This is a genomic window from Nitrospirota bacterium (genome assembly GCA_016235245.1).
Classification (GTDB): domain Bacteria; phylum Nitrospirota; class Thermodesulfovibrionia; order Thermodesulfovibrionales; family UBA6898; genus UBA6898.
This window is the reverse complement of record JACRLO010000006.1, coordinates 146265-172932: the sequence shown is the minus strand read 5'-3', so window position 1 is coordinate 172932 and position 26668 is coordinate 146265. Positions and strand designations below refer to the sequence as shown.

Here is a 26668-nt window from a genome sequence, read left to right as displayed (position 1 = left end):
ATTAATTTATTCCAGACTATGACTGACTATAAGAATGTCCCCTGTTTTCGCTCTACCCTGAAAAATGTTAAAGTAAGATCGGTATGTCCGGCAAAATCCTTGTTATCGATGACGAACTGCTTATCCTGAATACGGTCGAAAGAGCACTTGTACGGGTTGGGTACTCTGTTGCCAAGGCGCAGAATATGGAGGAACTCGGTGCGGCGCTCAGGGATGCTCCCTTTGATCTCGTGCTCACTGACCTCCATATGGATGAGGATTCTGCAGAGAATATCATTAAGAGAGTAAAACAGTCTTCTCCCGCCATCAAGGTGCTGTTCATGAGCGGCGGCTCGTATGAGGCCGATGCTGATAACTTCATCGAAAAACCCTTTAAACTGGAAGAATTGAGGGAAAAAGTCAGGGTTTATCTGAATGAACCTTCCTGATTTTGATACCGCACTCTTTTTTTTCATAAACCAGAATCTGCAGAACCCTTTTTTCGACAGGGTCATGCCCTTTGTGACGACACAGACGTATCTCGTGTTTCTTCCTTTTGTCGTGCTGCTTTGGTTCAGGGAGAAGAAACAGGCGCTGCCCGCTCTTGTTGCCGGGCTTTTTGCCATTGCCTTTGCGGATGCCTGCGGACATATTCTGAAGGAGCTTGTGATGAGGCAGAGGCCCTGCAATGCGCTCGACCATGTCCATCTCCTCGTCGGCTGCAGCAAGTCCTACTCCATGCCCTCAAACCATGCATCGAATGCCTTTGCCTTTGCCATGACCATCCGGTTTATGCTTGGGAGCAGGTATAGCCTGCTGTTTCCGGCAGTTGCAGGCCTGATCGGGATTTCGAGAGTTTTTGTGGGCGTTCACTATCCGTTTGATGTACTTGCCGGAGCTCTTGTCGGCACAGCTGCGGCCTACGGCGCTGTCAGGCTTTACAGGCGGGCAGAAGAGATATTCATAGCGCGCTCCTATGAGCAGGCCCTTTTTCTTGGTCTCGCAATGCTGAGCATATTCCGCATCTACTATATTGTGACGGGCCCGTTTGATCTTGTGGCCGATGAAGCTCATTATTGGGAATGGTCCCGCCGTCTTGACTGGAGCTATTATTCGAAAGGCCCTGTGATAGCCTGGCTTATCCGGATCGGCACCTTCTTTTTCGGCAGCACGGTCCTTGGGATTCGTGCTTTTGCAGTCGTTCTTTCAGCACTCAGCAGTATTCTGCTCTTCCGGCTTGGCAAGGAGCTCTATGATGAGAGGACAGGTCTTGCCTCTGCTTTTCTTCTTCAGGTTGTGCCGCTTTTTTCTGTCTACGGCATGCTCCTTACCATAGATGCTCCCTTCATCTTTTTCTGGACACTTTCTCTCTATCTTTTCCACCGCATCCTCAGGCAGGAGCTTTCTCCCGGAAACAATAGATCATCCCTTCTGTCTTGGGTGCTGTTAGGCATAGCAGCAGGGTTTGGACTGCTCACAAAATACACGATGGTATTTTTTCTGCTGTCGGCGTTTCTCTATCTTCTTTTCCGGAAGGATGCAAGAAGGCTTCTGCGGACCTTTGGCCCATATCTGGCGTTTCTGACCAGTATGCTTGTTTTCAGCCCGGTTATATTCTGGAACGCTTCACGCGGCTGGGTGACGCTGAAGCATACAGCAGGACAGGCCCATCTGCGGGAAGGGCTTGTGCTCTCCGCCTGGTCTTTTGCCGAATTTCTCGGCTCTCAGTTTGGGGTGGTGACTCCCCTGCTCTTTGTGATGATAATCGTTGCGGTGCTGAAATTGCGCAAGACAGAAAAAGGGGCCTTCCTCTTCTGGTTTTCGCTGCCGACAATCGCTTTTTTCCTTCTCAAAAGCATGCAGGGGAAGGTGCAGGCAAACTGGGCCTTGACAGGGTATATCACCGGCATGGTCGCCTTTTCAGCCTTTTTTCTGGACCGGTGGAAAGATTTCAAAAAGCCCCTTCGCATAACGGTGGCGTTCGGCGTCTGCCTGTCCATCCTGATAACACTGTTCATTCATGCCCCCTCAATGCTCAGACTGCCGGAAAAATTTGATCCTTCCATGAGGCTGGTCGGCTGGAAAGAGCTGGGACAGCAAGCGTCGGTCCTTTATAGGGATATGTCCGTCAAGGGGCCGGTCTTTGTTTTTTCCGACAGTTACCAGGTGGCGAGCGAGCTTGCCTTTTATATGAAAGATAATCCGGTCACCTATTGTGTCAATCTCGGCAGGAGGATGAACCAGTATGACCTGTGGCCCGGCTTTGAAAATCTCAAAGGTCAAAATGCCATCTTCATCAGGGCAAGGGAAAGAGAGAACGTCCCTGAAATGGTCTCCAATGCCTTCAGCTCCTGCGATCACAGGGTGATTGAGGTGAAGACGCGGAAGCAGAAAACCCTGAAATTTAGCGTATCGGCATGTTATGATTTCAAAGGTTTTGAATCGCAGCAGCCGGAGACTTTTTGATGACCATATCTGTCGTAATACCTCTTTACAATGAAGAAGAAAATGTGCAGGAGCTCCACAGCCGCCTAAAGACGGTGCTGGAGAGGCTTGGGACCGATTACGAGATCCTCTTCATTGATGACGGAAGCAGTGATAATACGCTGAAATATCTCCAGGAGATCCAGGCAGGGGACCGCAATGTGATTGTGCTGAGTCTCAGGAGGAACTTTGGCCAGACTGCAGCATTTGCCGCAGGGTTTGATTATTCGCGCGGCGATATTATCATCACCATGGACGGGGACCTTCAGAATGACCCCAATGATATTCCGAAGCTCATTGAGCAGATGAAGGACAATGACCTTGTGAGCGGCTGGAGAAAAAAGAGAAAAGACCCCTTCCTCTCGCGCAGGCTCCCTTCGATCATGGCCAACTGGCTTATCAGTAAAGTCACCGGCGTAAATCTTCATGACTACGGCTGTTCGCTCAAGGCCTATAAGCGGGATGTCATCAAGAACCTGAAGCTTTATGGCGAAATGCACCGGTTTATCCCTGCGGTTGCAAGCTGGTATGGCGTGCGCATTGCGGAGGTCGAGACAGAACATCATCCGAGGGTGCACGGGAAGTCAAAATACGGCATTTCCCGGACCATGAAGGTCGTGCTTGACCTGATCACGGTGAAGTTCCTCCAGAGCTTTTCAACAAAGCCTTTACAGTTTTTCGGCCCCGTTGGTCTGGCAAGCGGCATGCTGGGCTTTCTGATCTCAGTCTATCTCACGATAGAGAAGCTTTTTGCGGGCAGGGATATTGGAGGCAGGCCGCTCCTTCTGCTCGGTTCGCTGCTGATTATCGTCGGCATTCAGTTTATAGGCATGGGCCTGCTTGGCGAGATGATGGTGCGTGTGTATCACGAGACCCAGAAAAAACCGATTTATGTTATCAAAAAAGTCATTGGCCCTGGCAAAAAATAAGAAAGTCCTCGTTCTTGTCCTCAAGCTTTTAGTCAGTTCTTTCTCGTTTTATCTTATTTCCCGAAAGGCGGACATGGGGCAGGTGATCCATATCCTCAAAAGCATAGGGCTTTTTGCGTTTCTGGGGGCATCGGCGCTCTATATCCTGTCCCAGGTTTTTTCTACCATGCGGTGGCAGCTTCTCCTGCCCGATACGTATCCCCTGAAGAGACTTTTCTCGCTGTATATGATCGGTGCTTTTTTCAGCAGCTTTCTGCCCGGCGTTGTTGGCGGCGATGCTGTCCGGGCATATTATCTCAACAAGGACTCCAGGAAGATCAGCGTGACGCTGGCCGCTGTTTTCATGGACCGCTATCTTGGCTTTGTTACCCTTATGATAATCGGGATTGCTGCCTTTCCCTTCAGCCTTAAGGTCTTTGGTGACTCGCCGCACAGATGGCTCATGCCTGTTTTTTTCGTATCCTTTGTTGCCGGCAGCATCCTGTTTTTTGGGCTCCAGCTTGGAAAGAGGTTTAAGCTCATGAGCGGCATCTATGAATATTTTTCTGTCATAAAAAAACAGAAGGCTGTCATTGTGAACGCGCTGCTTCTGTCTGTAGTGGTCCAACTGCTCAATTTTTTGAGTGTGCTTATCCTTGCCTCCGGGATGGGCGAAAAGATCCCGCTGCTCCTGCTTGCCGTATTTCTGCCGATCGTTATAACGATCGTGGCCCTGCCCATTTCCATATCCGGTCTTGGCGTCCGTGAAGGGGCCTTTGTCATACTTCTTGGCCTAATCGGCGTTTTGCCTGAGGCGGCAACCTCGCTTTCTCTTGCGTGGTTCATTTCCACTTTTGTCGGCAGTCTTCCGGGACTCGTCTTTTATTTCTTTCACGACCGGCAGAAGGCGGCATAACAGATATGGGGCTTCAGGAAGATAACAGGCATCTCGAAGACGCTGACAGAAAGTATATCTGGCATCCCTTTACGCAGATGAGGGAGTGGGAGGAGGCAACCCCTGTCATTATTACGGAAGGCCGCGGCTCTTTTGTCAAAGACAGCTGCGGCAGATGGTATCTCGACGGTGTTTCATCGCTCTGGGTCAATATTTTCGGCCACAGAAAAAAAGAGATCGATGATGCCATAAAGGCACAGGTAGACAGAATAAGCCATAGCACACTGCTGGGCCTGAGCAATGAGCCTGCAATCCGCCTGGCAGAAAAACTGGTCACGCTGATGAATGTCTCCTTCGGGCAGGCCGAAGGGCCTCCCCCTGCAAAGGTCTTTTATTCGGATAACGGTTCAACTGCGGTTGAGGTTGCCCTTAAAATGGCGTTTCAATACTGGCAGCACCGGGGCGAAACGCAGAAGCGGTCCTTCCTGTCTCTTAACAATGCCTATCACGGCGATACGCTCGGGGCGGTGAGTGTGGGAGGGGTAGCTATATTCCATGAGGCATTTGGCCCGCTCCTCTTTCAGACCTATAAAGCCCCGTCTCCATACTGTTATCGCTGTGAACTCGGCAGGGAATATCCTGCATGCAATCTCGCCTGCGCAGATGCGCTCGAAGAGATAATGAAAAACCATCACCAGGAGATTGCAGGCCTGATCATAGAGCCCCTGGTCCAGGCTGCGGGCGGGATGATCGTTTCGCCTACGGGGTATCTGAGACGCGTACACGAACTCTGCTCAACCTATGACCTTCTCCTTATTGCGGATGAGGTTGCGACAGGCTTTGGCAGGACAGGCAGGATGTTCGCCTCTGAACACGAAAATGTCGTGCCTGATATTATCTGCCTTTCCAAGGGCATCACCGGCGGATATATGCCCCTTGCGGCAACGGTCGCAACAGAAGAAATATACCGGGCATTTCTTGGCGAGTTTAAAGACCTCAAGACTTTCTTCCATGGTCATTCCTACACGGGCAACCCCCTTGCCTGCGCAGCAGCAGTCGCCTGCCTTGATATATTTGCGAAGGAGGATACGCTCAGGGAGATGAAGCCGAAGATTGAACTCCTCGATGACTGGCTCAGGCAGATGCAGGCAGTTCCCCATGTCGGCAATGTCCGGAGCAGGGGGCTTATGGCAGGGCTTGAACTTGTTCTTGACGAAAAGACAAAGGAGCCCTATGACTGGCAGGAGAAGATAGGATGGAAGGTTGCACACCATGCGCTGGACAACGGCGTATTCATCAGGCCGCTTGGCAATGTTATTGTGGTCATGCCGCCGCTGAATATCAGCATCGAAAATCTCGGACGGCTGCTTACGGTCCTCAGGGATGCGGTAATCTCGGCAACAGCATGAGCAGAAAAACGATCATATCTCTCGTCATCCTGATCATATCTCCGGTCATTATCTATGTGCTTTGGCCCTCAGACGAAAGCAGGATACGCAACCTTTTCAGGGAGGGTGCAAAGGCGGTTGAACAGGAGAAGATTGACGAGGTAATGGCGAAGGTTTCATTCAATTATATGGATGAAAGCGGACTGACTTATCTTATCCTAAAGCAGGGGCTGACCAAACTTTTCCTGAACATGGAACATATCAGGGCGGAATATGAGATCACCCGCATAGAGATAAAAAAGAACACTGCCACTGCTGAGCTGGATCTTCGGATATTGGCGACCCAGGGCAGCGATACCGGCTATATTGCAGGAGACCTCTCAAAGCCTTTTCATATGAAGTTCTCCCTCGAAAAAGAGCGAACTGCCTGGCTCGTCACAAAGACTGAGGGCCTGCCGCTTCATTTCTGATGCTCCTGAATATCTGCATGCTGACCGCCGAAATGGTATAGCATCTTTAGGGTAAGATGTGGTATAGTCTCCCCATGCGCAAGATTTGGTTTATGACATTTGTCCTTTTATCTGTCCTCTCTCTGGGGCCCCAGGCATGTATGGCCGCAAAGGGAGATACCCTTAGTGCTGAAGAGGCAAAGACCATTTTGAGCGAGCTCAGTCCAAATGTGAAAGTGCTCTATGTTCAGCCAGCCCCGGTTACGGGACTCTGGGAGGTCGGCGTAGAGACCAATGGCAAAAAAGCTGTACTCTATATCGATCATGCCAAAAAGCATTTAGTATCCGGCAATGTCGTTAACATCAAGACCAAGACCAACCTGACCCAGGAAAGCTTCCAGAAGATCAACAAGGTTGATGTATCAAAGATCCCGCTCAAAGATGCTCTTGTTCTTGGTGACAAGACTGCCAAGAACAAAGTCATTGTATTTTCCGACCCCGATTGACCATACTGCGGAAAACTTCATCAGGAGATGAAGAAGGTCATAAAGGAGAGGAAGGATATAGCCTTCTATAACATCCTCTTCCCCCTGCCGATGCATAAAGAGGCATATGGCAAATCAAAGGCGATCATCTGCGAGCAGTCGCTGGAGCTCCTTGAGGCTGCATTTGATAAGAAGCCTCTGCCTGCGCCAAGCTGTGCGACCACGGTGATCGATCAGAATATCAAGCTCGCAGAGACGCTCGGCATAAGCGGCACGCCTGCGGTAATCTTCCCCAACGGGACGCTCATCCCGGGGGCCATTGACTCTGCCGAGATCATTAAACAGGTCGACAAGAAGTAGTTCCGGTCTTACCCCTTTTACCTTTTTCCGTATCATATCCCATTTGATAATCACTCATTGGCTCTCTCTTTCCTTTGCGAAATAATGCTGGTTGTGATATAAAAAGAGAACTGCTCAGTTGGCTGGTCTATAGTCTCTACCTACAGTCTAATCAACCGGTGCAGGCGGAAAAAATATAAACATGTTGAGTTAAGGAGAAGAAAGGTTTTATGAAAAAATTCCTGATGATAGGCTTATTTGTCGTAATGTTTTATGCCCTGCAGGGTATGCAGTCAATGAAGGCCTCTGCTTTCGGCGGGTGTGAGGAAGACTGCATGAAGTGCCACGCCATGAGCACGCAGGATGCACAGCAGATACTTACAAAGCTCGGCGCTGCCGAGGCAAAGCCCGTTGAGATCAGGCTCAGCCCGATAAAAGGGCTCTGGGAGGTCATTATTGAGGACAAGGGTACCAGGGGCGTCATGTATATCGGTTTTTCGAAGCGGCATGTGATTGCCGGCCCGATCTTTGAAGTCGATACCGGACTGAACAAGACGCAGGAGACCTTTGAGAAGGTCAACCGTGATCTGGTCAAATATGTCGACGTTTCGAAGATCCCACTTGATAAGTCTCTGATCATTGGAGAGAAGGATGCGAAATACAAGGTGATCGTTTTTACTGATCCGGACTGTCCCTACTGCGCAAGGGTCCATGAGGAGATAAAAAAGGTTGCTGCAGAGAGAAAAGATATCGCTTTTTATCTCAAGCTCATGCCTCTTCCGATGCATCCGGACGCGTTCTGGAAATCCCAGAGCATTCTCTGCAAGAGTTCGGTCCAGTTGCTTGAGGATAATTTTGCGAAAAAAGAGATACCGAAGCCAGACTGTGACAATAAGCAGGAGGTCGAGGCAAATATCAAGCTTGCCGCTGAACTCGGCATCACCGGAACACCGACCCTCATTTTGCCGGATGGCATGGTGGTTGTCGGTGGCAAGGATGCCAGGGCGATCATAGAACTTGTGACCAATCCTCCCAAAAAAGGAGAGGGGAAATGAAAAAGGCAATAGTCGTCTTCCTGGCGACTGCACTTATTGCATGTATGGCCGGGCTGTCTTTTGCCGGGGTGAAGATAACGCTGAAAAATGGCAGGACCATTACTGCCGAGTCGTGCCGGGATATGAAGGGGAAGCTCCTGTGCGATCTTGAGGGAGGCACTTTTGAGATTGACCGGCAGGAGATTGTCAGCATGCAGGATACGAAGGTGCTCAGGCAGACGCCTGCGGAAGTCAGCGATGAACCCAAACCGGCCGGCTCTGGCAAGCTGCCGGAAAACGAAAAGCCTCTGCCTTCTGATAAGCCTGTGGTAAAGGGGAGCGAGGGGAAGGTCGTTACCGGCCTGACGCCGGATCAAATATCACGGCTCGACCAGATAAATGAAAAAAAGGCTGCTCTGAAACCTGAACGGGAAAGGCTTGACAAAGAGCGGGAGCAACTCAATGAGGACGTAAAGAACCTGGGTTTGATCAGAAGACAGTCGCAGCTTGATGAAATAAGGGGTCGTATGGCAGACCTTGATGCAAGGATAAAAGGTTTTAATGATGAGGCAGCGAAGCTGAACGAAGAGGAACGGGCGATCATAGATTTGTCTTCAGAAGCAAAGTGAAAAGATAGGCGACCGGCTGCCTATCAGAGTAAACCTGATTTTTACCAGTAATCCTCTGTAAAAGATAGGCGAACACGACTTGGGAATTTCGGTTAATTTCGGTCAGGTTTCGACCTGCTCGTTTGTTTGATTGAGTGGCGTGGGCGGAGAATAGATTATCTGGCGAAATTAAGTCATCTATTACATGTAATAGGAAGTTCATTGCCTAATTTAGCCGATATGCCTGGACGTTAATCTTCAACCTGCTGATTTTGCTGAATTATACTTATTCATTTTTTGGCCTCCTTTTTGCATTGTAAGCTAGTGAAAATCTTGCTTGGAGATATATCAATGAAAAACAGACGCAAAAAAGGATTTACGCTCATAGAGGTGCTAATTGCGGTCACAGTGCTCTCTCTCTCATTTTTTGCATTGCTACCGCTCATTACAACTGCCGTCAGCACGGACAAGACGGCGTTGTTGACAACAAAATCTCAAGCTGTGACAGCTTATAAAATGGACGAACTTCTAGCCGCAGGGACTTCTATGACTTGCAATGGGGCAGCTTGGACTTGTGGTGCTGCTCCAGGAAATACCTGCGTTAACTTTGTCAATGCTGAAACTGATGTGGTGAGCGCTGCAACTACGGGAGCTCCTTTTGAAATCAGGAGAACTTCCAACGCACTTATAGTGAATGCGGCTTCAGGTCTTTGCAAACTGACGGTTACATCGACTTACACATACCAGGGAGAAACGAAGACTTTTAGACTTGTAACGGAAAAGAGTTTGTAGCCATGGAAAAACATCTCAATATCTTAAAAAATAGGACAGGAACAACGCTTGTTGAGTTGATGATTGCGGTAACGATCTTTCTGATATTTTTGGGCGTAGCCTATCCAACATTTACTTTTCTCGGTCAGCGTATGGCTGATGTGCAGACAAATCAGGAGCTGACGCAGAAAGGCCAGAGAATACTGAATTATATGGCAGAGGAGTTAAGGCTTGCAGGTTTGTTTGTCGGCGCTACCCCAAATGTGACTCTATGCGGAGAAGGCACAGCCACAAATTCTCTTGCGCATACAAATGGAAATCCATACGATAGCCTTTTATTTCTGACATCAGAACAGGTGGTGAATAAAACAGATAATGCTGCAATCCCCTTTCTAGTCATGAATGCTGCCGCAGCTTCGGGAGCAGCTTCAATATCTGTAAATGCCACGTATGCGAATGTCAGCGGCCTGAGCCTGGGAGGAAACGCAACGCAGAATGCGAGAGCCTTTGTCACTTTTGATACGCTTGCACCGACGATCCTGAACAGGGCATATCAGGTCACTTCCTTCGGTGGAACGTCACTAGCGATCAGCCCATCGCTTGATCAGACTTTAAATAACGGAAGCAATGTATATGTTGTCATGCGGAAGAGGTTTGATGTAAATGGCCGTGATCTGCGCATTGTGCGATGGCAGTCTGACTGCAGTGAAGAGCCTCTATCGCTGCTCGAAGCCCATGACAGGACCGGTGGCACATCTTGGGGTGGGGTTGATGCCCTGCAGTTCGAATATTTTATGAATGACGGGAATATCAGGGACACAATTGCGGCAACGGATATTACGAATGTTAAGGCGATCAATATCTGGATATTGGTGCGTTCTGACTTTCCGGAAAAAGACTATACTAACAGCAGTATCTATAAGGTGGGCGGTGCGACTAACCCTGATGGTACCGTGATACCCGGCATTACCCTACCTGCGTTTAACGATCAATTCAGGCGAATGCTGCTCTCAAAACGGGTGGAGGTAAAGAACCTTGAAAAATAGCGGATTAGTTATAAGAAATCAAAAGGGTATTGCCCTTGTAGTGGCGATGCTTTTCTCGCTTATTTTGCTGGTTGTAGCAAGTGCTCTAATTTACACCATGGCTTCCTATTTCAAGGCGCTTGCCACAGCCCGGGAAAAAACTCAGGGCTACTATGTGGCGACTGCTGGCGTTGAGAAGATGAGGGATCAGCTCTGGCAGAACAACTGCATACCGCCAAACTGGTGTGGCCAGTTGGGTAACCTTCTTGATACAAATGATTCGGCATATAAAGATAGGACCGGCATACTGCCGACACCCTCAAGTGACTTAATGAATGATCTTGCCGCGGCGGGATACACTGTCTTTCTTAAAGACAATGATGACGGTGACAATGATTTTACGAATGATAGAGATCAAATTATTATTGCTGTTGCCACCGGCACTGACGGCTCTACGGGAACCACCTCAACGATTGAGGCGATGCTGTTATATACTGGCGCTGGCAGTCCCTATGCTCAACTTGGTGCTGGCGTTCAAAAAACCGGAAAATCCTCTGGAAGCGTATCTGCCCCTGGGACTATTCGACAGACGCTTTAATAGATACAGGGTTACGTAGCAAGCAAGTAATATTTCAGAATAACGCGGTCATAATGGAAGGAGAAAGAAAATGAAGACGATGAAGGTGAATAAGACGACGATGCAAACAGCATTAGTGAAACCGGCGGTATTTTGCCTGCTTATTTTTGCCTGCTTATTTGCACTCGCGCCTACTGCTGACGCAGCCACAAGAACATTCCCAAAGGGGTCGTTTATCATACCATTCGACCCTTGCTGGCAGCCGAATAAGGAATGTTTTTCAAATGCCGCCACTTTTACACTCGACACTACGAAATGCCCCGAGTACAAAGATTATGCTTACGGTAAAATAGGCACTACAACGTACCATGCTGAATGCGATACTGCCCTGAACGATCAGGGAACTTTTCAGGCATATGGTTTTATCTATGATTTATTGAAGATTGGCGTCCCCGCATACTGGGTAATTAATCCTGATAAGGAAGTTGGCCCTGGAGGAACCATTACCGCTCCCGATACGGCTAATACTAAGGGGCGCCATGCGATCGATTTCTTCATCAGCAAGAGCGGTACTGATGCTGCAGTACAGATTAAGCACAGCTCTGCGCTTACCACCTCAGGGACAACCTCCCCGATAAACTATAGGGGCGGCCCATTTGTTATCGACATTAATGATTATAATGCCTTGGACTCAACCAAAAAAGCGTCATTTGACGCTGCACTAAGCTACTATACATCAATGAGGTATCATGTTGCTAACTATGATTTTTCTGCCCCCGTGGATAAAGTGCTTACAGGTACTCCCCCAAAAGTGGCAGTGCTTGGGGAAGGGGCTACAAGTATTCTGCTTGACTATCTCAAGGCTTCCGGTTTGGGTTCGAGGGTTTATGATATTTTCAGCACAATAACAAAAGAAGAGGTTATTGCGGGCGATCTGGACAACTTTCAGCTGCTATGGGCACCGCACTGGATCATAGACGACGGGTGTGGTGATAAATGTTCAGCAAGCGGCAACTGCCCTTCCGGATACACGATGAATACTACGTTATGCCCCGTAAGCCCAGCGAGTTGTTACAAGGCACCCGTTGCAGCTAGCTGTGATACGGCGAGCTGTCCCTCTGGGTATAGTTTTAGTACGAGTTATTGCACGACAGGTGCAAATAGATGCCAGAAAAGTAATTCCCCAAACCAGCATTCGTGTGTGGCTCCGATTTGCAGTTCTGGAACTCCCGATACAGTGACATGTACGGATACTAATGCAACTGGCCATAGAAAATATTGCTCTGTCCCTGCAACAATAGCGGAATGCGTAAATCCGACGTGCAATACCGGGGTTGTGAACACTACAGAATGCCCTGCCAGTCCTAATATATGCTACTACTCGGGGTATAGCACAGGCTGTAAAATAGCGCCTGCTGATCAAACAACAATTATGAGTGAAATTAGGGGGTTTCTCGAAAAAGGCAATGCTGCACTTTTTGAGTGCGCATCACTTGAAAGCATGGAAGGGTCATATCAGTATGATGGCAATAAAACTGCTGGAAACACGGTTACAACTGGAGGTTTTCTGACGGCCAAGACATACGCACCACCGAGGCTTGATACAAACGGCGGGCTCTGTAATGATATATCCTCGTGTGACCAGACCAAAATAGCGGTTGAAGGTACTACTAACTTTATCAACCAATGTGCCGGTTGGGTGCATATGCCTGCAAGCGGACATGTCAAAAACTTCCGACCGCTTCTGACGCCGTCTCCTGATTACGGGTGGAATTCAACGGTTACGAGATTTATTCATGACAAGGACACAACTGCTTATTCAAGTCCGCGAGAGGCTGCACCACCTGCATACGACTATTTTGTTGGTGGCAGGATCAACGGCAGCGCTACGCAAGGGTATGTTGCATACATTGCCGGGCATAAATATCTGAAGTGTTCTAATGCTGCCACGATTACACCGAGTGAAAGATTATTGGATCTGACATTTGATAAGGATATTAGCGCGGTTAACCTAACGAATCCCAATATCGTAACAATAGAGGCTGTTTTAAATACGCCGAATCCGCCTAATTATCCGTCTTTGACCGGCTCGTGTACATGCGTTGTTGGTTCCACCTGTCCGAAGCTTCAGATTGACCTTACCAATATTGTTGAAAATATCACAACGCAGGTATGCGGCGTATATATCAGCAGTGATGGTACCACATACAATCCCACCACAAAGACACTTATGGGTCTCAAAATCGGCAGTCTGCAACCCTATGGCAGTGGCACTGCTGATCCTGGCGCTAATTTGAATATTAAAGAGCTTAGGGTTACGTTTCCTAAAGGTGTAGTTGGCCCGCCTCTGATCGCCGATCCGAAGTTGACAACTGTTGTCGATGTAACGGATGACGTGACCGGAGGCTGTAGTGTCTGTTCGCCAAATACAGCCAGTCAGTCGATTTGCACCCCTACAAAGAATATTACATACGACACGGGAGGTGTTGCCATCTGCTCTGCGACGGCGACTGGGATGCAATTCGGCCCGCTTTTGACTAATTGCGATGTCGACTGGGATAGCTCCACGACATGTGGCACAAAATATATTCTGAATTCCCTTCTGGGACTGCAATTGCAAATTGTTCCGAATGAATACGTAAAGGCAGGTGCAGTTCAAAAAGACAATATACTGTATAAGGCGACCTTTGAATTTCCTGGGTATAAGGGGCATCTTTATGCCATCGATGTCACAACAAATCCTGCTACTAAGCTTTGGGATGCGGGAGCAAATTCTGTTATGCCCCCTGCCGGAGCCAGTGGCGCGAATCCGGCAAATCCGACAAATGCAAATGCAGCGCGCTACATTTTCACTACGCTGCCTGGGTCAACGACAAAAATGGGGTTTGAGGTCGGTAATATTGGCACTGTACAGACAGATGCGACAAAGCTCTGGCACTATCTTGATCCTGATGCTGTAAAAACGCTCAATGGTGTTAAGGCGCTGGTTAACTCAGTAAGGGGCCGCAAAAATGCGGATGATACCCTGCCCGCCGGAGATAAGGAATTAAGCAAGCGGCTTGGGGGAATCGAACATTCCACTCCGGCTGTCTTAACCCGCAGCGACCTTGTTACTGGAGCCGGTAGTAGGGATAAGATAATATTCGCGGGAGGGCATGACGGAATGCTGCATGCTTTTTATGGCGGGGCTTGGAATAGTACTACCAAGACGTACAGTACGGGCAGCGGCAAAGAGATCTGGGCGTACATTCCATCAGCACTTCTAACTTCCTTAAAGAATCAGACTTTTACTGACTGCAATCCTGGCGAGACGATTACTAGCTGTGATCCCGCAACGGATCCAAATCACTGTGTCTGCCCGGTCTTTTCTTATGCCGTTTCCGTTGATAGTTCACCCGCCGTTGGTGATTTCTTTGTGGATCATGATAATAATATTAGCACGCCAAATCAGTGGCGGACTATTCTGGTTGCTACGGCAACGACTGCTCAACCAGGCGTGATTAGCGAAGGAATTGTCTTTGCGCTCGATGTCTCTGACCCATATACCCCGTCTGTGCTTTGGGAGAGGACCTACAGCAGTAAGGTTAACCCTGTAAGCTCGACTAATCCTATGAGAAATTACTATCCGACGGGTAGCTTCCCGAGCACTTATACTACAGCGGAAGCAATGACAATAGGGCTTCATTTTGACCCCAATATGGGTAACTCAAAGGGTGTAGCGATTGGTAGGGTCCAGATTGGAACTACTCTCGATACAAATATAATTCTAACTGCCCCATGGTTACGGCCGGTGGATATTAACCCCTTGGGTGCAGCGCATAATGTGCAGGGGCTTAGCGTTTTCGGGCTTAATTTCCGCACCGGGGACTTGGTTTGGGAGACGAAAATCATGTATACCGGAGATGCTGAAAACGTGAATTACACTCCTTCGATTCCAGCGCTGATGGATTATGGGAACAATGGAACGGATGATTATGTTCTCTTCGGTGACATGCAGGGCCGTCTTTGGATATTGCGTGCGGTCGACGGGGTGAGTATTGCGGCAGATGGTTCCGCGGGTAATGGCCCGGCTTTTTATGTTCCATCAAATCTCACCACACTTGTAATGCCTGAAGCTACGTCAACATTAGCGGCAGGCGTGAAGGAACCCATTGGATCAATGGTTTCTATTTCCGGACATAAAATTGTATTTGGCACTGGTGGCAGGGAGAGTCTCCAGGATGAGGCAACGACAAAATATCACCTGTTTGCATTTCAATTTGAGAGCGACAAAACTCTTACGAACCTCTGGGCCAGCTTGGACGACAAGAGCTTTGCCACAAACGATGGGGAAAAGATATGGATTCAGCCTCTTGTAGACTCTTCCGGGACCGTATATTTAGGAACTGCAAAGGGCTATACCGATATCGGTCAACCTGATCTGGTAAAGACTGTATCAACCGGAAGGTTTCTTGCGTTGTCTCTTAAGCCAACTGATGACTTAGTGAACATTGGGAAGAAGTCGGTACTGACGCTGTCTAAGGATATTGGCTCTCCTGTTGTGGGTGGCCTCGCGATAGAGAATAACCACGTGTCGATTCTTTCCTTTGATGGTAAGTTTATTCAGCTTGGCGATGGAAACTTTACTCCAAACGCTGTCCAAGAAAATCCGGTTAAGACGCTCTGGTGGAGGACGTTGCAGTGACGATGCAGAACAGGCATGGAGTCACACTGGTAGAGCTGATAGTAGTAGTCGCTATCATTGGGATTCTTGCGCTGCTGGCGTTTCCGGCGTTCCTGAGTATGATCAGTTCGGAGAACAAGGTGAAGGCTGCGGCAAGGCAGCTGGTCGATGACCTCAAATTTGCCCAGAATGAAGCTGCGGCCCAGGGTAGCGGAAGCATTGTTAATGGAACGCTTCGCCGTCGGAAGGTCTTTGTGGTTTTTAACACTACGGCAAATACCTATCAGGTGTTCCGTTATGAAGATACAAACGGGAATAATGTGCGTACCGCAGCCGAGGTGACAAACCCGGCTGGCTGGGCAGCAGCTAAGGCCATGCAAAACAGAGTTGTCTTTGGCGGAGCCTATGAGGATGACAGTGGCAATGCCGCAACAATTAATAAAAAAGCGTTTATATCAGGCGGTGCCGCCTGCGGCAATGGTAATGGGGCGCCGGCGTCTTTCGTTTCTCTTGGCACACAGACTCGTGCTTCTGACCCTCCCTGCAGTAATATGCCGTGTCTGGCTTTGAACTCAAATGGTTTTCCAATTGACGGCACTGTGGCTGGCGGTACATTTTACCTCAGTAATGGCAAGGATGCGTTTGCCGTAAATATCAATTCAGCAGGCTTAACAAGAATGTGTAAATGGGATAAGGGGGCAACGCAATGGGTAGACTCTCGCTAACGTTTCTCGTAGCCCTGCTTATCATTTTTTGTGCTGTGGCATGTGAGCGGCAGGAATCAAAGAAAGCAGACAGCTCTTCTGCCGACCAGAAATCCGGTCTTGTATTGCCGGTTTCGCAACAGCAAGCCATGAAGAAAATGGATGGTATGACCTTTGTCCCAAGAATTGCACGGTTGCGTCTGACGCCTCAGCAGCCCCGCAAGGGCGATGAGCTGTCGGTATATGCTGAGGCCGAGTCCGGAAAAGAAGGGGCAGTAGCATTTCGCTATGCATGGAAGCTGAATGATGAAATGACGAGGGAAGTGGAGGGGCCGATTTTTAGGGGGCCGTTCAAAAAAGGTGATAGGGTAGAGGTCGAAGTTATTCCTGTTGCCGGTGCGGTGAAGGGAGTCTCGCTTCGACAATTTGCCTTAATTGGAAATACTCCGCCTGTTGCAAAGGCTAATCTTGTAAATGCGAATACGACGCTAACGGGGTATACCGCCTATATTCAGGCAGAGGACCCAGACGGTGATCAGCTCTCCTACTCGCTATTGAAAGGTCCAGACGGCATGAAGATAGATTCAGATACGGGCAGGATTAGTCTTGACTTGCAGGGATTGACTTCGGGAACTTACGATGTTGCGGTATCTGTCAAGGATAGCGATGGTGCAGAGGCAGTTGTTAGCATCCCTTTTACGGTTGAGGTTGGGAAGAGAAACTCCGAAACTCAGTCCGGCCAGTGATATCTGCTCGGAGAGGATAAGATTTTTTCTAGTAAGGACTGCAGTTGAAATATCAGTTTTGGTGGAGCAGATATGAGTGAAAGTGGAAAATTTATTCTTATTCTTAAACCAATAGAAAACAAGAGACTTCAATATATCAGTGCCAGGAGACTGGCTCAACTGTGGCCGAATGTTCCATTCGCTCAGTGGAAGGCGCGAGTGGAAAGCGAAGAGACTATGATCTTAATGCGGTCTGGCAGCACGTCAGCATTTAATCGATTCAAGAGAGAACTCGACGAGATTGGTGCTCCAGTAGAAATTGTTGAACAGAAGTCTATTGGTGGCGCGAGTGTATACTAATAACCAAAAACAACCTTGAGCTCTGTTTTTACGCTTAATAACTGAGCTCGTCCAATAGTCCCAATAGGCCGGGCAAGGTGCACTTCGGCCACAGTACGAATCTGACAAAATCCGCCTGTCCTGTCGGCTATCTTCAACCCTTTTATTCTCACGAATTCCTTGGTATTGTTTGTGATGAGAATAATCCTAGAGGTGAGATGAGCGCCGATAAGCATATCAATTGATCCAACAGTAGGCTGGACTCTTTGCGTATGTATGATCGTCGGCGTCCTTGGTGTTTCGCTTGGCTTTGCCTATTCAGACTGGATCGGCAGATATAAAGTCGAGAAACAGACAAAAGAGATATATTCCGATATGATGTCAGCACGCATGATGGCCATGGAAAGAAGCCGGGAATACTTTGTAGATTTTACCAGTCCGACAACGTATCGCATTGTCGAAGATACGAACGACAATAGCGCCATAAATGTCGGAGCCGGCGATACGGTTCTGGTACCCAAAACAGTTGAGTTTGCAAATGATGCCAATGGCGGCGGCATTCCTCTTACCTTCAAGTTTAACCGCAGGGGCACTATCTCACCGCTCAGGACAATAAGCATTACGCATACGACAGAGCCTGATTATGATTGCATTGTCGTTTCATCAACACGGATCAACATGGGGCAGATGTCGGGAAATTCCTGCGTTCAAAAGTAGTCTGTTGCAGATAAATAGTTACCGATTGACAATTACGGTGCATCGACAGGGTCGATTTCTCTGCCGTAAACCTCTGCAAGTATCTTGTCCGCGCCTTTTGAGAGCAGCTTCTCGCCAAGGGTTATGCCGATTGTCTCGGCATCCTCGATCTTCCCTTCAAGGTGCTCCTTGATAATCCTGTCTCCGGTAACACTGCCGACAAGCCCGTCCATGAACAATCTCCCGTCTTTGATCGTGGCATACGCAGCGATCGGCACCTGACAGCCTCCCTGCAGCCTCTTGAGCAGCGCCCGTTCGGCCCTGACGCAGATTGAGGTGTCTGTATGGTTCAGAGGGGCAATAAGCTGATTGATGAACTCGTCATTGATCCTGCACTCAATACCCACAGCACCCTGACCGATCGCAGGAAGGCTTATTCCCGGCTCTATAACCTCGCTAATCCTCTGTTGCCAGCCCAGTCTTTTTACGCCTGCTGCCGCAAGGATCATGGCATCGAACTGGCCTTCGTCAAGTTTCCGGAACCGCGTCTCAAGATTCCCTCTGAGCTGGGCAATCGTAAGATCCGGTCTTTTGCTCAGAAGCTGACACGACCGTCTCAGGCTGCTTGTCCCGATGGTTGCTCCCTGAGGGAGGTCTTTAAGGCTCTTTGCCGCCTGCCCGCTGCTCTGTGCGATAAAAGCATCCCTCGGGTCTTCCCTCTCGCAGATCACCGCAAGGTAGAGGCCCTCAGGGAATTCGGTCGGAACGTCCTTCATGCTATGTACGGCAAGGTCTGCCTCCCCCCTCAGAAGAGCTTCCTCGATCTCTTTCACAAAGAGCCCCTTGCCTCCTACCTTTGCGAGCGGCACATCAAGAATCTTGTCGCCAGTCGTCTTGATCTTGTTCAGCCCGACCTCAAGTCCCGGATTCAACCGCTGCAGCTCGGCCTTCACCCACTCGGCCTGCCAGAGCGCAAGCTTTGAGCCGCGTGTGCCGATTACTACACTATTTTTTTTCATCATCGTCTCCGTTTAACCCATAGAGTCTCTTGATCACTGCTATCATGACATCTTTGTCTTCCGAGTCATCCTTCAGCGCCACGGTAGGTCCATGGATAAGTTTGTTCATGATCGCGCTCGACAGTCCCTCTATCGCCTTCCGTTCCTTGTCACCCAGTCCGGGAAACCGGTTCAGAAAGCGTTCCAGCTCTTCCTTCCTGATAGCCTCGGCCTTTTCACGAAGGGCAACGACCGCAGGTACAGAATCAAGCGTTGACAGCCATTTTTTGAAGGTCTCGATCTCTTCCTCTACGATCTCACCTGCCTTTTCAGCCTCTTTCTGGCGCTCCTGCTTGTTCGTATCCACAACATCATTGAGGTCGTCGACATTATAGAGGTACACGTTATCCATGTCGTTGATTGACGGCTCAATATTCCGGGGCACCGATATATCGATAAGAAAAACGGGCTTCTGTTTTCTGGCCTTCATGGCCTTCTGCATATGCTCCTTCAGCAGCACATACGCTGGAGCTCCTGTGGAGCATATCAGGATATCCGTATTGACCAGTTTATCAGGGAACTCCTCGAACCTGATCGCCTTACCGTTAAATTCATGCGCAAGTTCGCAGCCGCGCTCATAGGTCCTGTTGGCAACAGCGATCTCCTGCACCCCGTTATTCATCATATGCTTTGCAGCCAGCTCAGCCATCTCGCCGGCGCCAAGGAGCATGAACGATTTGCCCGAAAGGTCGGTGAATATCTTCTTTGCGAGTTCAACCGCTGCAAAGCTGATCGAGACCGCGCTTGAGGCGATCCTTGTCTCTGTCCTGACCCGTTTTGCAACGGATATCGATTTCTTGAGAAGTCGGTTCAGGAGCGCGCCAGTCGCTTTTTTCTCGAGCGCGAAATCGAAGGCATCCTTCAGCTGACCGAGGATCTGGGGTTCGCCCAGAACCATGGAATCGAGGCTTGAGGCTACCCTGAAGATATGCTTCACCGCCATCATATCCTCGTGCAGATACAGGGCAGAGTCCAGAGAATCGCGTTTGAGATCAAAGAACTGCACCAGGAAATCCTTGAGCGAGGCAAACGCCTGCTGCAGGTCCTCAACCGTCAGATAAATTTCTACCCTGTTGCAGGTTGAAAGGATAGCAGCCTCTTTTATGCCGGGGATAGCTTTTATGCTGAGCAGGCCTTCCTCAAGGCGCGGGCCGTTAAAGGCGAGCTTCTCCCTGAGTTCCACATCAGCCGTTTTATGGTTCAGTCCGACAACTGCGATCTTCATCAGAACGTATGGTATCCCTTAAGCAGCAGATTAACGCCGAAAAACGTAAAGAGAACGATACAGAAGCCGATGATCGAAAGGATCGCCGCCTTTTTCCCCCGCCATCCTTTTGTGAGCCTGAGATGGAGCACGGCGGCATAGATAAGCCAGGTTATAAGGGACCATACCTCTTTGGGGTCCCATCTCCAGAATCTGCCGAGAGCGCTTTCTGCCCAGAACGCTCCGGTAATGATGGCCAGCGTTAAAAACGGAAATCCGATCGTGATCAGGCGATAATTCATTTCATCGAGGATCTGGAGACTCGGCAGTCTTTTAAAGAGCCCGCCAAGATGCTTGGACTTGACGTAATGCTCCTGCACCAGATACATGATACCGACGCCGAACGCCATGGCAAAGGCAGCGTCGCCGATAAAGGCGAACGCGGTATGGATAAAGAGCCAGGAACTCTGAAGGAGCGGGCTCAGGTTCTCTATCTTCCGGGGCAGCATGGAGGACGTGAGCATCAGGACAAAAACCACCGGCATGATAAACGAACCGAGAAGTCCGACGCGGTACCGGTATTCGAGGAAAAAGAAGAGCAGCACAATGCACCAGGAAAAGAAAGAAGAAGCCTCGTGGAGACTTGCGGTCGGCATATGGCCTGAAATGAAATACCGCGCAAGGATATGAATGGTATGGAGGACAAACCCGGCAACGACAAGGCCGAACATAATGCGCGAAGTCGTCTTGTTGCCCTTGAACAGTTCAAGACCGCAGACGATCGTTGCGGCAAAATAACAGGTCAGCGCAAACTCAAAAAGAAGCGTCTCCATCAGAAGCACCCTAACTGGCAGTTCCTGATCCTGATGCCGAGATCATCGGCAGCATCGCCTACTTCCTTATATGAAATATTCAGGCTTTCTGCTATCTTTCTGGCATCTGAGCAGGAAAGCTTCCCGTCATCTGCCTTTTTCATCATTTCCTGCTTAAGCTCTTCGTTCATATAATCATCCGGTCACTATTCCAAAAAATCTTTATATTCCGCGCCTGAAAGGCTTCGGGGAAAAGCTTTTTGGTCTGAGTCTGAAGGGAGCCTGACTTCGGAATCATCGAGGATAACATCAGCTCCGGCTGTGAGCCCTTCCGTTGCAGCTCCCAGCGTTTTCTTCCCTTACCAGCTTAAATATTACCGTATCAGGCTTTAAAAACTCAATTTTGCCGCTGTCTATTATGGAGAGGGACGGACAGGGTAACCCGCATCGTGCCTGAGGACAGCCGTTGCACGTGTTATTCTGACCGAGCTGCAGGGCAGGTCGTGATCTCGATAAGGAACCGGTGTTTCATCAGAGCCACTTGATTGAAATGGTTCTGTCTATAAACAGCGACAGCTCTGTCTCAGCCTGCTGCTTCAGTATCTTCTTTATTGACCTCAGCCTTGTGGCCGCATTCCTTATTGACGCAGATCTGCGTCACATTGCCGGCCTTGTCCCACTTCTCGGTCAGGAAGGCTGCACCGCACTTGGGGCAGGGCACGGGAATCGGTTTATACCAGGAGACAAAGGTACAATTCGGATAATTGCCGCAGCCCCAGAACTTGCCTCTTTTTGACCTTCGCTCCACAATGTCTCCGCCATCAAGCGGACATTTCATGCCTGTAGAGACCGGTTTTGTTGTCTTGCATTCCGGATATTTGGAGCAGGCAATGAATTTCCCGAACCTTCCGGTGCGTATGACCATGGGGGATTCGCACTTCGGGCATTTCTCGGCGGTCGTTTCAGGTTCGCCGGCTGCCTGGCCTTCACCCTCAAGCGGTTTTGTTGTCTTGCATTCCGGAAACCCGGTGCAGGCATAGAACCTTCCATGCCTTCCCCAGCGTATTACCATTGGCTTGCCGCAGTTTTCGCAGATCTGCTCAGTAGCAATGTCCTCAGGCTTTACCTTGCCTTTTACCGCTGCTGCTTCGGTCAGTTTTTCATGAAAGGGCTTGTAGAAGTCCTTCACGATCTTTGCCCATTTCTTTTTGCCGTCTTCAATATGGTCAAGGTTCTCTTCCATGTTGGCGGTAAAACTGATATCCATCAGTTCACTGAACCGCTCGACAAGAAAATCGTTAACGACGATTCCGAGCTCAGTAGGAGAGAACTTGCCCTCTGCCTTCTGCACATATTTCCTGTCCTGTATGGTCGAAAGGATTGCGGCATAGGTGCTCGGCCTGCCGATGCCTTTTTCCTCAAGCGCCTTGACGAGTGTAGCTTCGGTATACCGAGGCGGAGGCTGGGTAAAATGCTGTTTTGGCTGAAGCTCAAGGAGTGCAAGTGCTTCTCCCTGAGTAAGGAGGGGCAGGAGCGCTTCACCTTCATCCATAACCTCGTCTGTGCCTTCCGTGTAAAGCGCCATAAACCCCTGGAACTTCACGACACTGCCTGAAGCCCTCAGCACAGGCTCACCCTTGCATGGTTCAGCAGCGCAGGAGATTTCGAAGGTCGTCTGTTCGAGTTCCGCAGGGGCCATCTGACTTGCGATAAACCGGTTCCATATGAGTTTGTACAACGCAAGCTGGTCTTTGCTCAAATACTGCTTTATTGCCTCAGGGACATTGGTCAAATAGGTCGGTCGAACCGCCTCATGGGCATCCTGTGCCGATGCCTTGCTCTTGTAGAAAGGCGGCTTTTCCGGCACGAAATCCTTACCATAGGTGGCTGAAATATATTCTCTGGCTGCCTGCTGGGCCTCGGCAGAGACCCTGAGGGAATCAGTCCTCATGTAGGTAATAAGTCCTACTTCCCCCTCTTCGCCGAGCTCTATGCCTTCATAGAGCTGCTGCGCCATCATCATCGTCTTCTTTGCCGTGAAGCGAAGTTTTCGGGAGGCCTCCTGCTGGAGCGTGCTTGTTATAAAAGGAGGGGACGGATTTCTCTTTTTCTTTTTCCTGTCGATCTTTGAAAGAATGAACCTGCTGCCCCTGATATCACTTACCGCAGCCTCGGCCTGCTCTGCATTGCCGATCTCTACTTTTTCCCCGCAATATTTTACAAGCTTTGACCAGAAGGTCGGTTTGTTTGAACCTTCGAACTCGGCGTTGATGGACCAGTATTCTTCCTGCTTGAAGGCCTCGATCTCACGCTCCCGGTCAACAACGAGCCTGACCGCCACAGACTGCACCCTTCCGGCGCTTAGTCCTCTCCGCACTTTTCTCCAGAGCAGAGGACTGAGTTCATAGCCCACGAGCCGGTCAAGAATCCTGCGGGCCTGCTGTGCATCGACTTTCTGGATATTGATCTCGGTCGGATGGTTCATCGCCTCCCGGACTGCACTCTTGGTTATTTCATTAAAGGTGACGCGGAAGACTTTTTTTGCCTTGCCCTTGATCTCCTCAGCGATATGCCAGGCAATCGCTTCTCCTTCCCGGTCGGGGTCAGGGGCAAGAAACACGGTATCGGCCTCTTTTGCCGCCTTCTTCAGATCTTTGATCACCGTCTCTTTGCCGGGGATGATGATATACTTGGGAGCAAAGCCCTTCTCTATATCAATGCCCATCTCTTTGGCAGGCAGGTCCCTGATATGGCCGACTGAAGCCTTGACCGTAAAATCCTTGCCAAGGATTTTGCTGATCGTCTTGGCCTTTGCCGGCGACTCAACTATAACGAGCGATTTCATTTTTCCCTCCTGATGCATCCAACCAGACAGCTCAGTTCCACAGGATTCTTCTTCCGTTGCCGAAGATAAAGGAGAATATATCCTCTTTCTCATACGAACTGTCCCGTATCAGTATATAAACAAGAAGTGCTTTCAAAATGTCAAGCTCAACTTAGTCAACCTGCTCAGTCGATTCAAGCTCATCGAGTTCTTCCCATATCTCGGCAAGGTCCTCTTCCTCATAATCCACAGACTCAAGAAGCCTCTCGGAATCGATCTCGATATCGTCCCTGTCTGTGGATATCATGCGCAGGATCCTCAGCAGTTTCTGGGTCAGTGTTTCTGTTTCATGCAAGATAGAACCTCTTTCCATCTGACTGTCTTACAACCCCCTTTAACTCCAGGGAAAGGAGTATATCAAGAATCTTCTGAACTGGCAACCTGAACTCCCTGGATAATACATCAATATGCTGCGGCTCGCGTGTCATACAGCCGCAGAGTCCCTTTTCCTCTGCAGAGAGTTGAACTTCCTGTTTTATCTCGCCCCTGATGAAGCCTTTCAGCACAGGTGCCAGTTCCTCAAGAATATCATCCGCCCGGGTCACCATCCTGGCGCCCTGCCGTATCAGCATATTCGTGCCTGCAGCGTTGGCTGACGTGATGTTGCCAGGCACAGCAAAGACCTCCCGATTCTGCTCCAAAGCAATGGATGCCGTAATGAGCGAACCGCTGCCCTCTGCTGCTTCGATCACAAGCACCCCCATCGAAAGGCCGCTTATCAGCCTGTTTCTTCGCGGGAAATTCTCCCTGCTGGGCTCTGTTCCAAGAGGGAACTCCGTGATCGCACAGCCCGAGGCGGCGATCTTTTCCATGAGCCCCCTGTTTTCTGCAGGATAGAAGACATCCAGTCCTGAGCCTAATACGGCAATAGTCCGACCGCCTGATGCCAGGGCGCTCCGGTGCGCAAAGGTGTCGATACCCCGCGCCATGCCGCTGATGACCGTGAACCCGGCAGAAGCAAGCTCTCCGGAGATCTTCTGCGTTACTGCCTCGCCGTAGGGGGAATACTTTCTGGAGCCTACCACCGCAATGCCATACCGGTCTTCAGGCTGATACGTTCCTTTGACATAGAGCACAACCGGGGCGTCAGGGATCTCTTTTAATGCCGCAGGATAGCCAGGACCTCCATAGCAGACAGCCGAAAGTCCCCTTTTCTCCAGTGCCGCCACCTGTTTTTCAACATCGTCCCAACGCGAAAATGTTCTGATATTCTCTGCCCTGATCCTGGCCATGCCATGGACCGAAAGCAGGTCATGCATATCCATTTTGAAAACATGCTCAGCGTCCCCGGCATGCGCTATGAGCTGTTTTGCGGTTATCGGCCCGATATCCGGGATCAGAGAAAGACCGATCCAGTATCTGAGGTCAGACACTACCTGCCCCTGAGTGACCTGTTCGCCTTAAGCCTTAATGCATTCAGTTTGATGAACCCTTCAGCGTCTTTCTGGTTATACACATCCTCAGCTTCAAAGGTCGCAAGCTTTGCGTTATATAATGACTTAGGCGCCTTCCTGCCTGCAATGATGCAGTTGCCCTTGTACAGTTTTATCCTGGCGGTACCGGTAACAACCTTCTGGACAGAGTCGATCATGCACTGAAGCGCTATCCGCTCAGGCGCAAACCAGTACCCGTAATAGATCATTTCTGCATACTTCGGCATAAGAGAATCCAGAAGATGGGTAACCTCACGATCAAGAGTGATGGACTGCACCGCCCGGCGCGCCACATGAAGGATCGTTCCTCCGGGGGTCTCGTAAACACCGCGCGATTTGATTCCGACATACCGGTTCTCAACAATATCGACCCTGCCTACCCCATGCCTGCCGCCGATTTCATTCAGTTTTTCAAGGAGTTTGGCCGGTGAAAGCCTTTTTCCATTTACGCTGACCGGATCTCCCTGCTCAAAACCTATTTCGACATATTCGGCCTTGTCAGGGGCCTCTTCAATCGGCACTGCCAGGGTGTACATATCACGGGTAGGCTCAAGCCACGGGTCCTCAAGGATCCCGCCCTCATAGCTGATATGAAGGATATTCCTGTCCGTGCTGTAGGGCTTTGTCTTGGTGGCTGTGACCGGTATTTTGTGCTTTGCGGCATAGTCAATAAGGGATTCCCGCGAGTTGAATGTCCATTCCCTCCAGGGAGCGAGCACCTTGATGTCCGGCTTAAGCGCGTAGTAGGTAAGCTCAAACCGTATCTGGTCATTGCCCTTGCCGGTTGAGCCATGGGCAACTGCATCGGCCTTTTCCTTAATCGCGATCTCTATCTGTTTTTTTGCAATCAGCGGACGCGCGATGGATGTGCCGAGAAGGTAGAACGCTTCATATACGGCATTTCCACGAAGCATCGGGAAAATATAGTCTTTGACGAACTCTTCGCGCAGATCTTCGACATAGACCTTTGAAGCGCCGGTCCTGAGGGCCTTCTGTTTTACGGTCTTCAGCTCTTCCTTCTGGCCGAGATCTGCGCAGAATGCAATGACATCCGCGTGATAGTTCTCTTTCAGCCATGCGATGGCAACCGAAGTGTCCAGGCCTCCGGAATACGCAAGCACGATCTTCTTAACCATGGTATGCCTCCGTGATATCAGGGAATTAACGGTAACTGAAACTGCAGGGTCATGATGACCTTATCAAAGAGG

Annotated in this window: 25 protein-coding genes; 17 read left to right on the top strand and 8 right to left on the bottom strand. The window is 49.7% G+C overall.

The window, feature by feature from the left end; genetic code table 11:
• The first annotated feature begins 83 nt into the window (after window positions 1-83).
• The 17 genes from HZB31_03335 (at window position 84) to HZB31_03255 (ending at window position 18090) form a co-directional block, all read left to right on the top strand.
• Window positions 84-428: a response regulator gene (locus tag HZB31_03335; protein ID MBI5846972.1), complete on the top strand. Its 345-nt coding sequence runs from the start codon at window positions 84-86 to the stop codon at window positions 426-428.
• Window positions 415-2445, top strand: coding sequence for a glycosyltransferase family 39 protein (locus HZB31_03330; GenBank protein ID MBI5846971.1), 2031 nt, complete (start codon window positions 415-417; stop codon window positions 2443-2445). The genes HZB31_03335 and HZB31_03330 overlap by 14 nt, the downstream gene beginning before the upstream one ends.
• Window positions 2445-3392, top strand: coding sequence for a glycosyltransferase family 2 protein (locus HZB31_03325; GenBank protein ID MBI5846970.1), 948 nt, complete (start codon window positions 2445-2447; stop codon window positions 3390-3392). The genes HZB31_03330 and HZB31_03325 overlap by 1 nt, the downstream gene beginning before the upstream one ends.
• Complete coding sequence (locus tag HZB31_03320; protein MBI5846969.1) at window positions 3355-4287, top strand: flippase-like domain-containing protein; 933 nt, start codon at window positions 3355-3357, stop codon at window positions 4285-4287. Before HZB31_03325 ends, HZB31_03320 begins: the two co-directional genes overlap by 38 nt.
• A gap of 5 nt (window positions 4288-4292) precedes the next feature.
• Window positions 4293-5675: an adenosylmethionine--8-amino-7-oxononanoate transaminase gene (gene bioA / locus HZB31_03315; GenBank protein MBI5846968.1), complete on the top strand. Its 1383-nt coding sequence runs from the start codon at window positions 4293-4295 to the stop codon at window positions 5673-5675.
• Window positions 5672-6124: a hypothetical protein gene (locus HZB31_03310; protein MBI5846967.1), complete on the top strand. Its 453-nt coding sequence runs from the start codon at window positions 5672-5674 to the stop codon at window positions 6122-6124. The genes bioA and HZB31_03310 overlap by 4 nt, the downstream gene beginning before the upstream one ends.
• Before the next feature lie 92 nt (window positions 6125-6216).
• Window positions 6217-6609: a hypothetical protein gene (locus tag HZB31_03305; GenBank protein ID MBI5846966.1), complete on the top strand. Its 393-nt coding sequence runs from the start codon at window positions 6217-6219 to the stop codon at window positions 6607-6609.
• 27 nt (window positions 6610-6636) lie between these two features.
• Entirely contained in the window at window positions 6637-6948 is a 312-nt protein-coding gene (locus tag HZB31_03300; GenBank protein ID MBI5846965.1) for a thioredoxin fold domain-containing protein, read from the top strand.
• 209 nt (window positions 6949-7157) lie between these two features.
• Entirely contained in the window at window positions 7158-7982 is an 825-nt protein-coding gene (locus HZB31_03295) for a DsbC family protein (protein ID MBI5846964.1), read from the top strand.
• Entirely contained in the window at window positions 7979-8590 is a 612-nt protein-coding gene (locus HZB31_03290) for a hypothetical protein (protein MBI5846963.1), read from the top strand. The genes HZB31_03295 and HZB31_03290 overlap by 4 nt, the downstream gene beginning before the upstream one ends.
• Before the next feature lie 330 nt (window positions 8591-8920).
• The gene (locus tag HZB31_03285) at window positions 8921-9361 is read left to right on the top strand and encodes a prepilin-type N-terminal cleavage/methylation domain-containing protein (GenBank protein ID MBI5846962.1); all 441 of its coding nucleotides are present in this window, start codon (window positions 8921-8923) and stop codon (window positions 9359-9361) included.
• Window positions 9362-9363: 2 nt separating this feature from the next.
• Window positions 9364-10386, top strand: coding sequence for a PilW family protein (locus HZB31_03280; GenBank protein ID MBI5846961.1), 1023 nt, complete (start codon window positions 9364-9366; stop codon window positions 10384-10386).
• The gene (locus HZB31_03275; protein MBI5846960.1) at window positions 10376-10963 is read left to right on the top strand and encodes a hypothetical protein; all 588 of its coding nucleotides are present in this window, start codon (window positions 10376-10378) and stop codon (window positions 10961-10963) included. The genes HZB31_03280 and HZB31_03275 overlap by 11 nt, the downstream gene beginning before the upstream one ends.
• Before the next feature lie 70 nt (window positions 10964-11033).
• Window positions 11034-15626 carry a hypothetical protein gene (locus HZB31_03270; GenBank protein ID MBI5846959.1) on the top strand — a complete coding sequence of 1531 codons (4593 nt, stop codon included), beginning with the start codon at window positions 11034-11036 and terminating at the stop codon, window positions 15624-15626.
• A 2-nt stretch (window positions 15627-15628) separates the two neighbouring features.
• A complete protein-coding gene (locus tag HZB31_03265; protein ID MBI5846958.1) occupies window positions 15629-16330 on the top strand; it encodes a prepilin-type N-terminal cleavage/methylation domain-containing protein in 702 nt (233 codons plus the stop codon).
• On the top strand, window positions 16312-17055 hold the full coding sequence (locus HZB31_03260) for a cadherin repeat domain-containing protein (protein ID MBI5846957.1): 744 nt from the start codon (window positions 16312-16314) through the stop codon (window positions 17053-17055). The genes HZB31_03265 and HZB31_03260 overlap by 19 nt, the downstream gene beginning before the upstream one ends.
• Before the next feature lie 594 nt (window positions 17056-17649).
• Complete coding sequence (locus HZB31_03255; GenBank protein MBI5846956.1) at window positions 17650-18090, top strand: GspH/FimT family pseudopilin; 441 nt, start codon at window positions 17650-17652, stop codon at window positions 18088-18090.
• 32 nt (window positions 18091-18122) lie between these two features.
• Here the strand turns inward: HZB31_03255 and hemC are convergent, their stop codons facing one another.
• From hemC to HZB31_03215, 8 genes are all read right to left on the bottom strand, one after another.
• Entirely contained in the window at window positions 18123-19088 is a 966-nt protein-coding gene (hemC, locus tag HZB31_03250) for a hydroxymethylbilane synthase (protein ID MBI5846955.1), read from the bottom strand.
• Complete coding sequence (locus tag HZB31_03245) at window positions 19075-20352, bottom strand: glutamyl-tRNA reductase (protein ID MBI5846954.1); 1278 nt, start codon at window positions 20350-20352, stop codon at window positions 19075-19077. The genes hemC and HZB31_03245 overlap by 14 nt, the downstream gene beginning before the upstream one ends.
• Window positions 20352-21164: a c-type cytochrome biogenesis protein CcsB gene (gene ccsB / locus HZB31_03240; GenBank protein ID MBI5846953.1), complete on the bottom strand. Its 813-nt coding sequence runs from the start codon at window positions 21162-21164 to the stop codon at window positions 20352-20354. The genes HZB31_03245 and ccsB overlap by 1 nt, the downstream gene beginning before the upstream one ends.
• Window positions 21164-21334 carry a hypothetical protein gene (locus HZB31_03235; protein ID MBI5846952.1) on the bottom strand — a complete coding sequence of 57 codons (171 nt, stop codon included), beginning with the start codon at window positions 21332-21334 and terminating at the stop codon, window positions 21164-21166. The genes ccsB and HZB31_03235 overlap by 1 nt, the downstream gene beginning before the upstream one ends.
• A gap of 392 nt (window positions 21335-21726) precedes the next feature.
• A complete protein-coding gene (gene topA / locus HZB31_03230; protein MBI5846951.1) occupies window positions 21727-23988 on the bottom strand; it encodes a type I DNA topoisomerase in 2262 nt (753 codons plus the stop codon).
• 151 nt (window positions 23989-24139) lie between these two features.
• Complete coding sequence (locus HZB31_03225; GenBank protein ID MBI5846950.1) at window positions 24140-24322, bottom strand: hypothetical protein; 183 nt, start codon at window positions 24320-24322, stop codon at window positions 24140-24142.
• The gene (gene dprA, locus HZB31_03220) at window positions 24315-25400 is read right to left on the bottom strand and encodes a DNA-protecting protein DprA (protein MBI5846949.1); all 1086 of its coding nucleotides are present in this window, start codon (window positions 25398-25400) and stop codon (window positions 24315-24317) included. Before dprA ends, HZB31_03225 begins: the two co-directional genes overlap by 8 nt.
• On the bottom strand, window positions 25400-26596 hold the full coding sequence (locus tag HZB31_03215; GenBank protein ID MBI5846948.1) for an argininosuccinate synthase: 1197 nt from the start codon (window positions 26594-26596) through the stop codon (window positions 25400-25402). Before HZB31_03215 ends, dprA begins: the two co-directional genes overlap by 1 nt.
• Window positions 26597-26668: the final 72 nt, after the last annotated feature.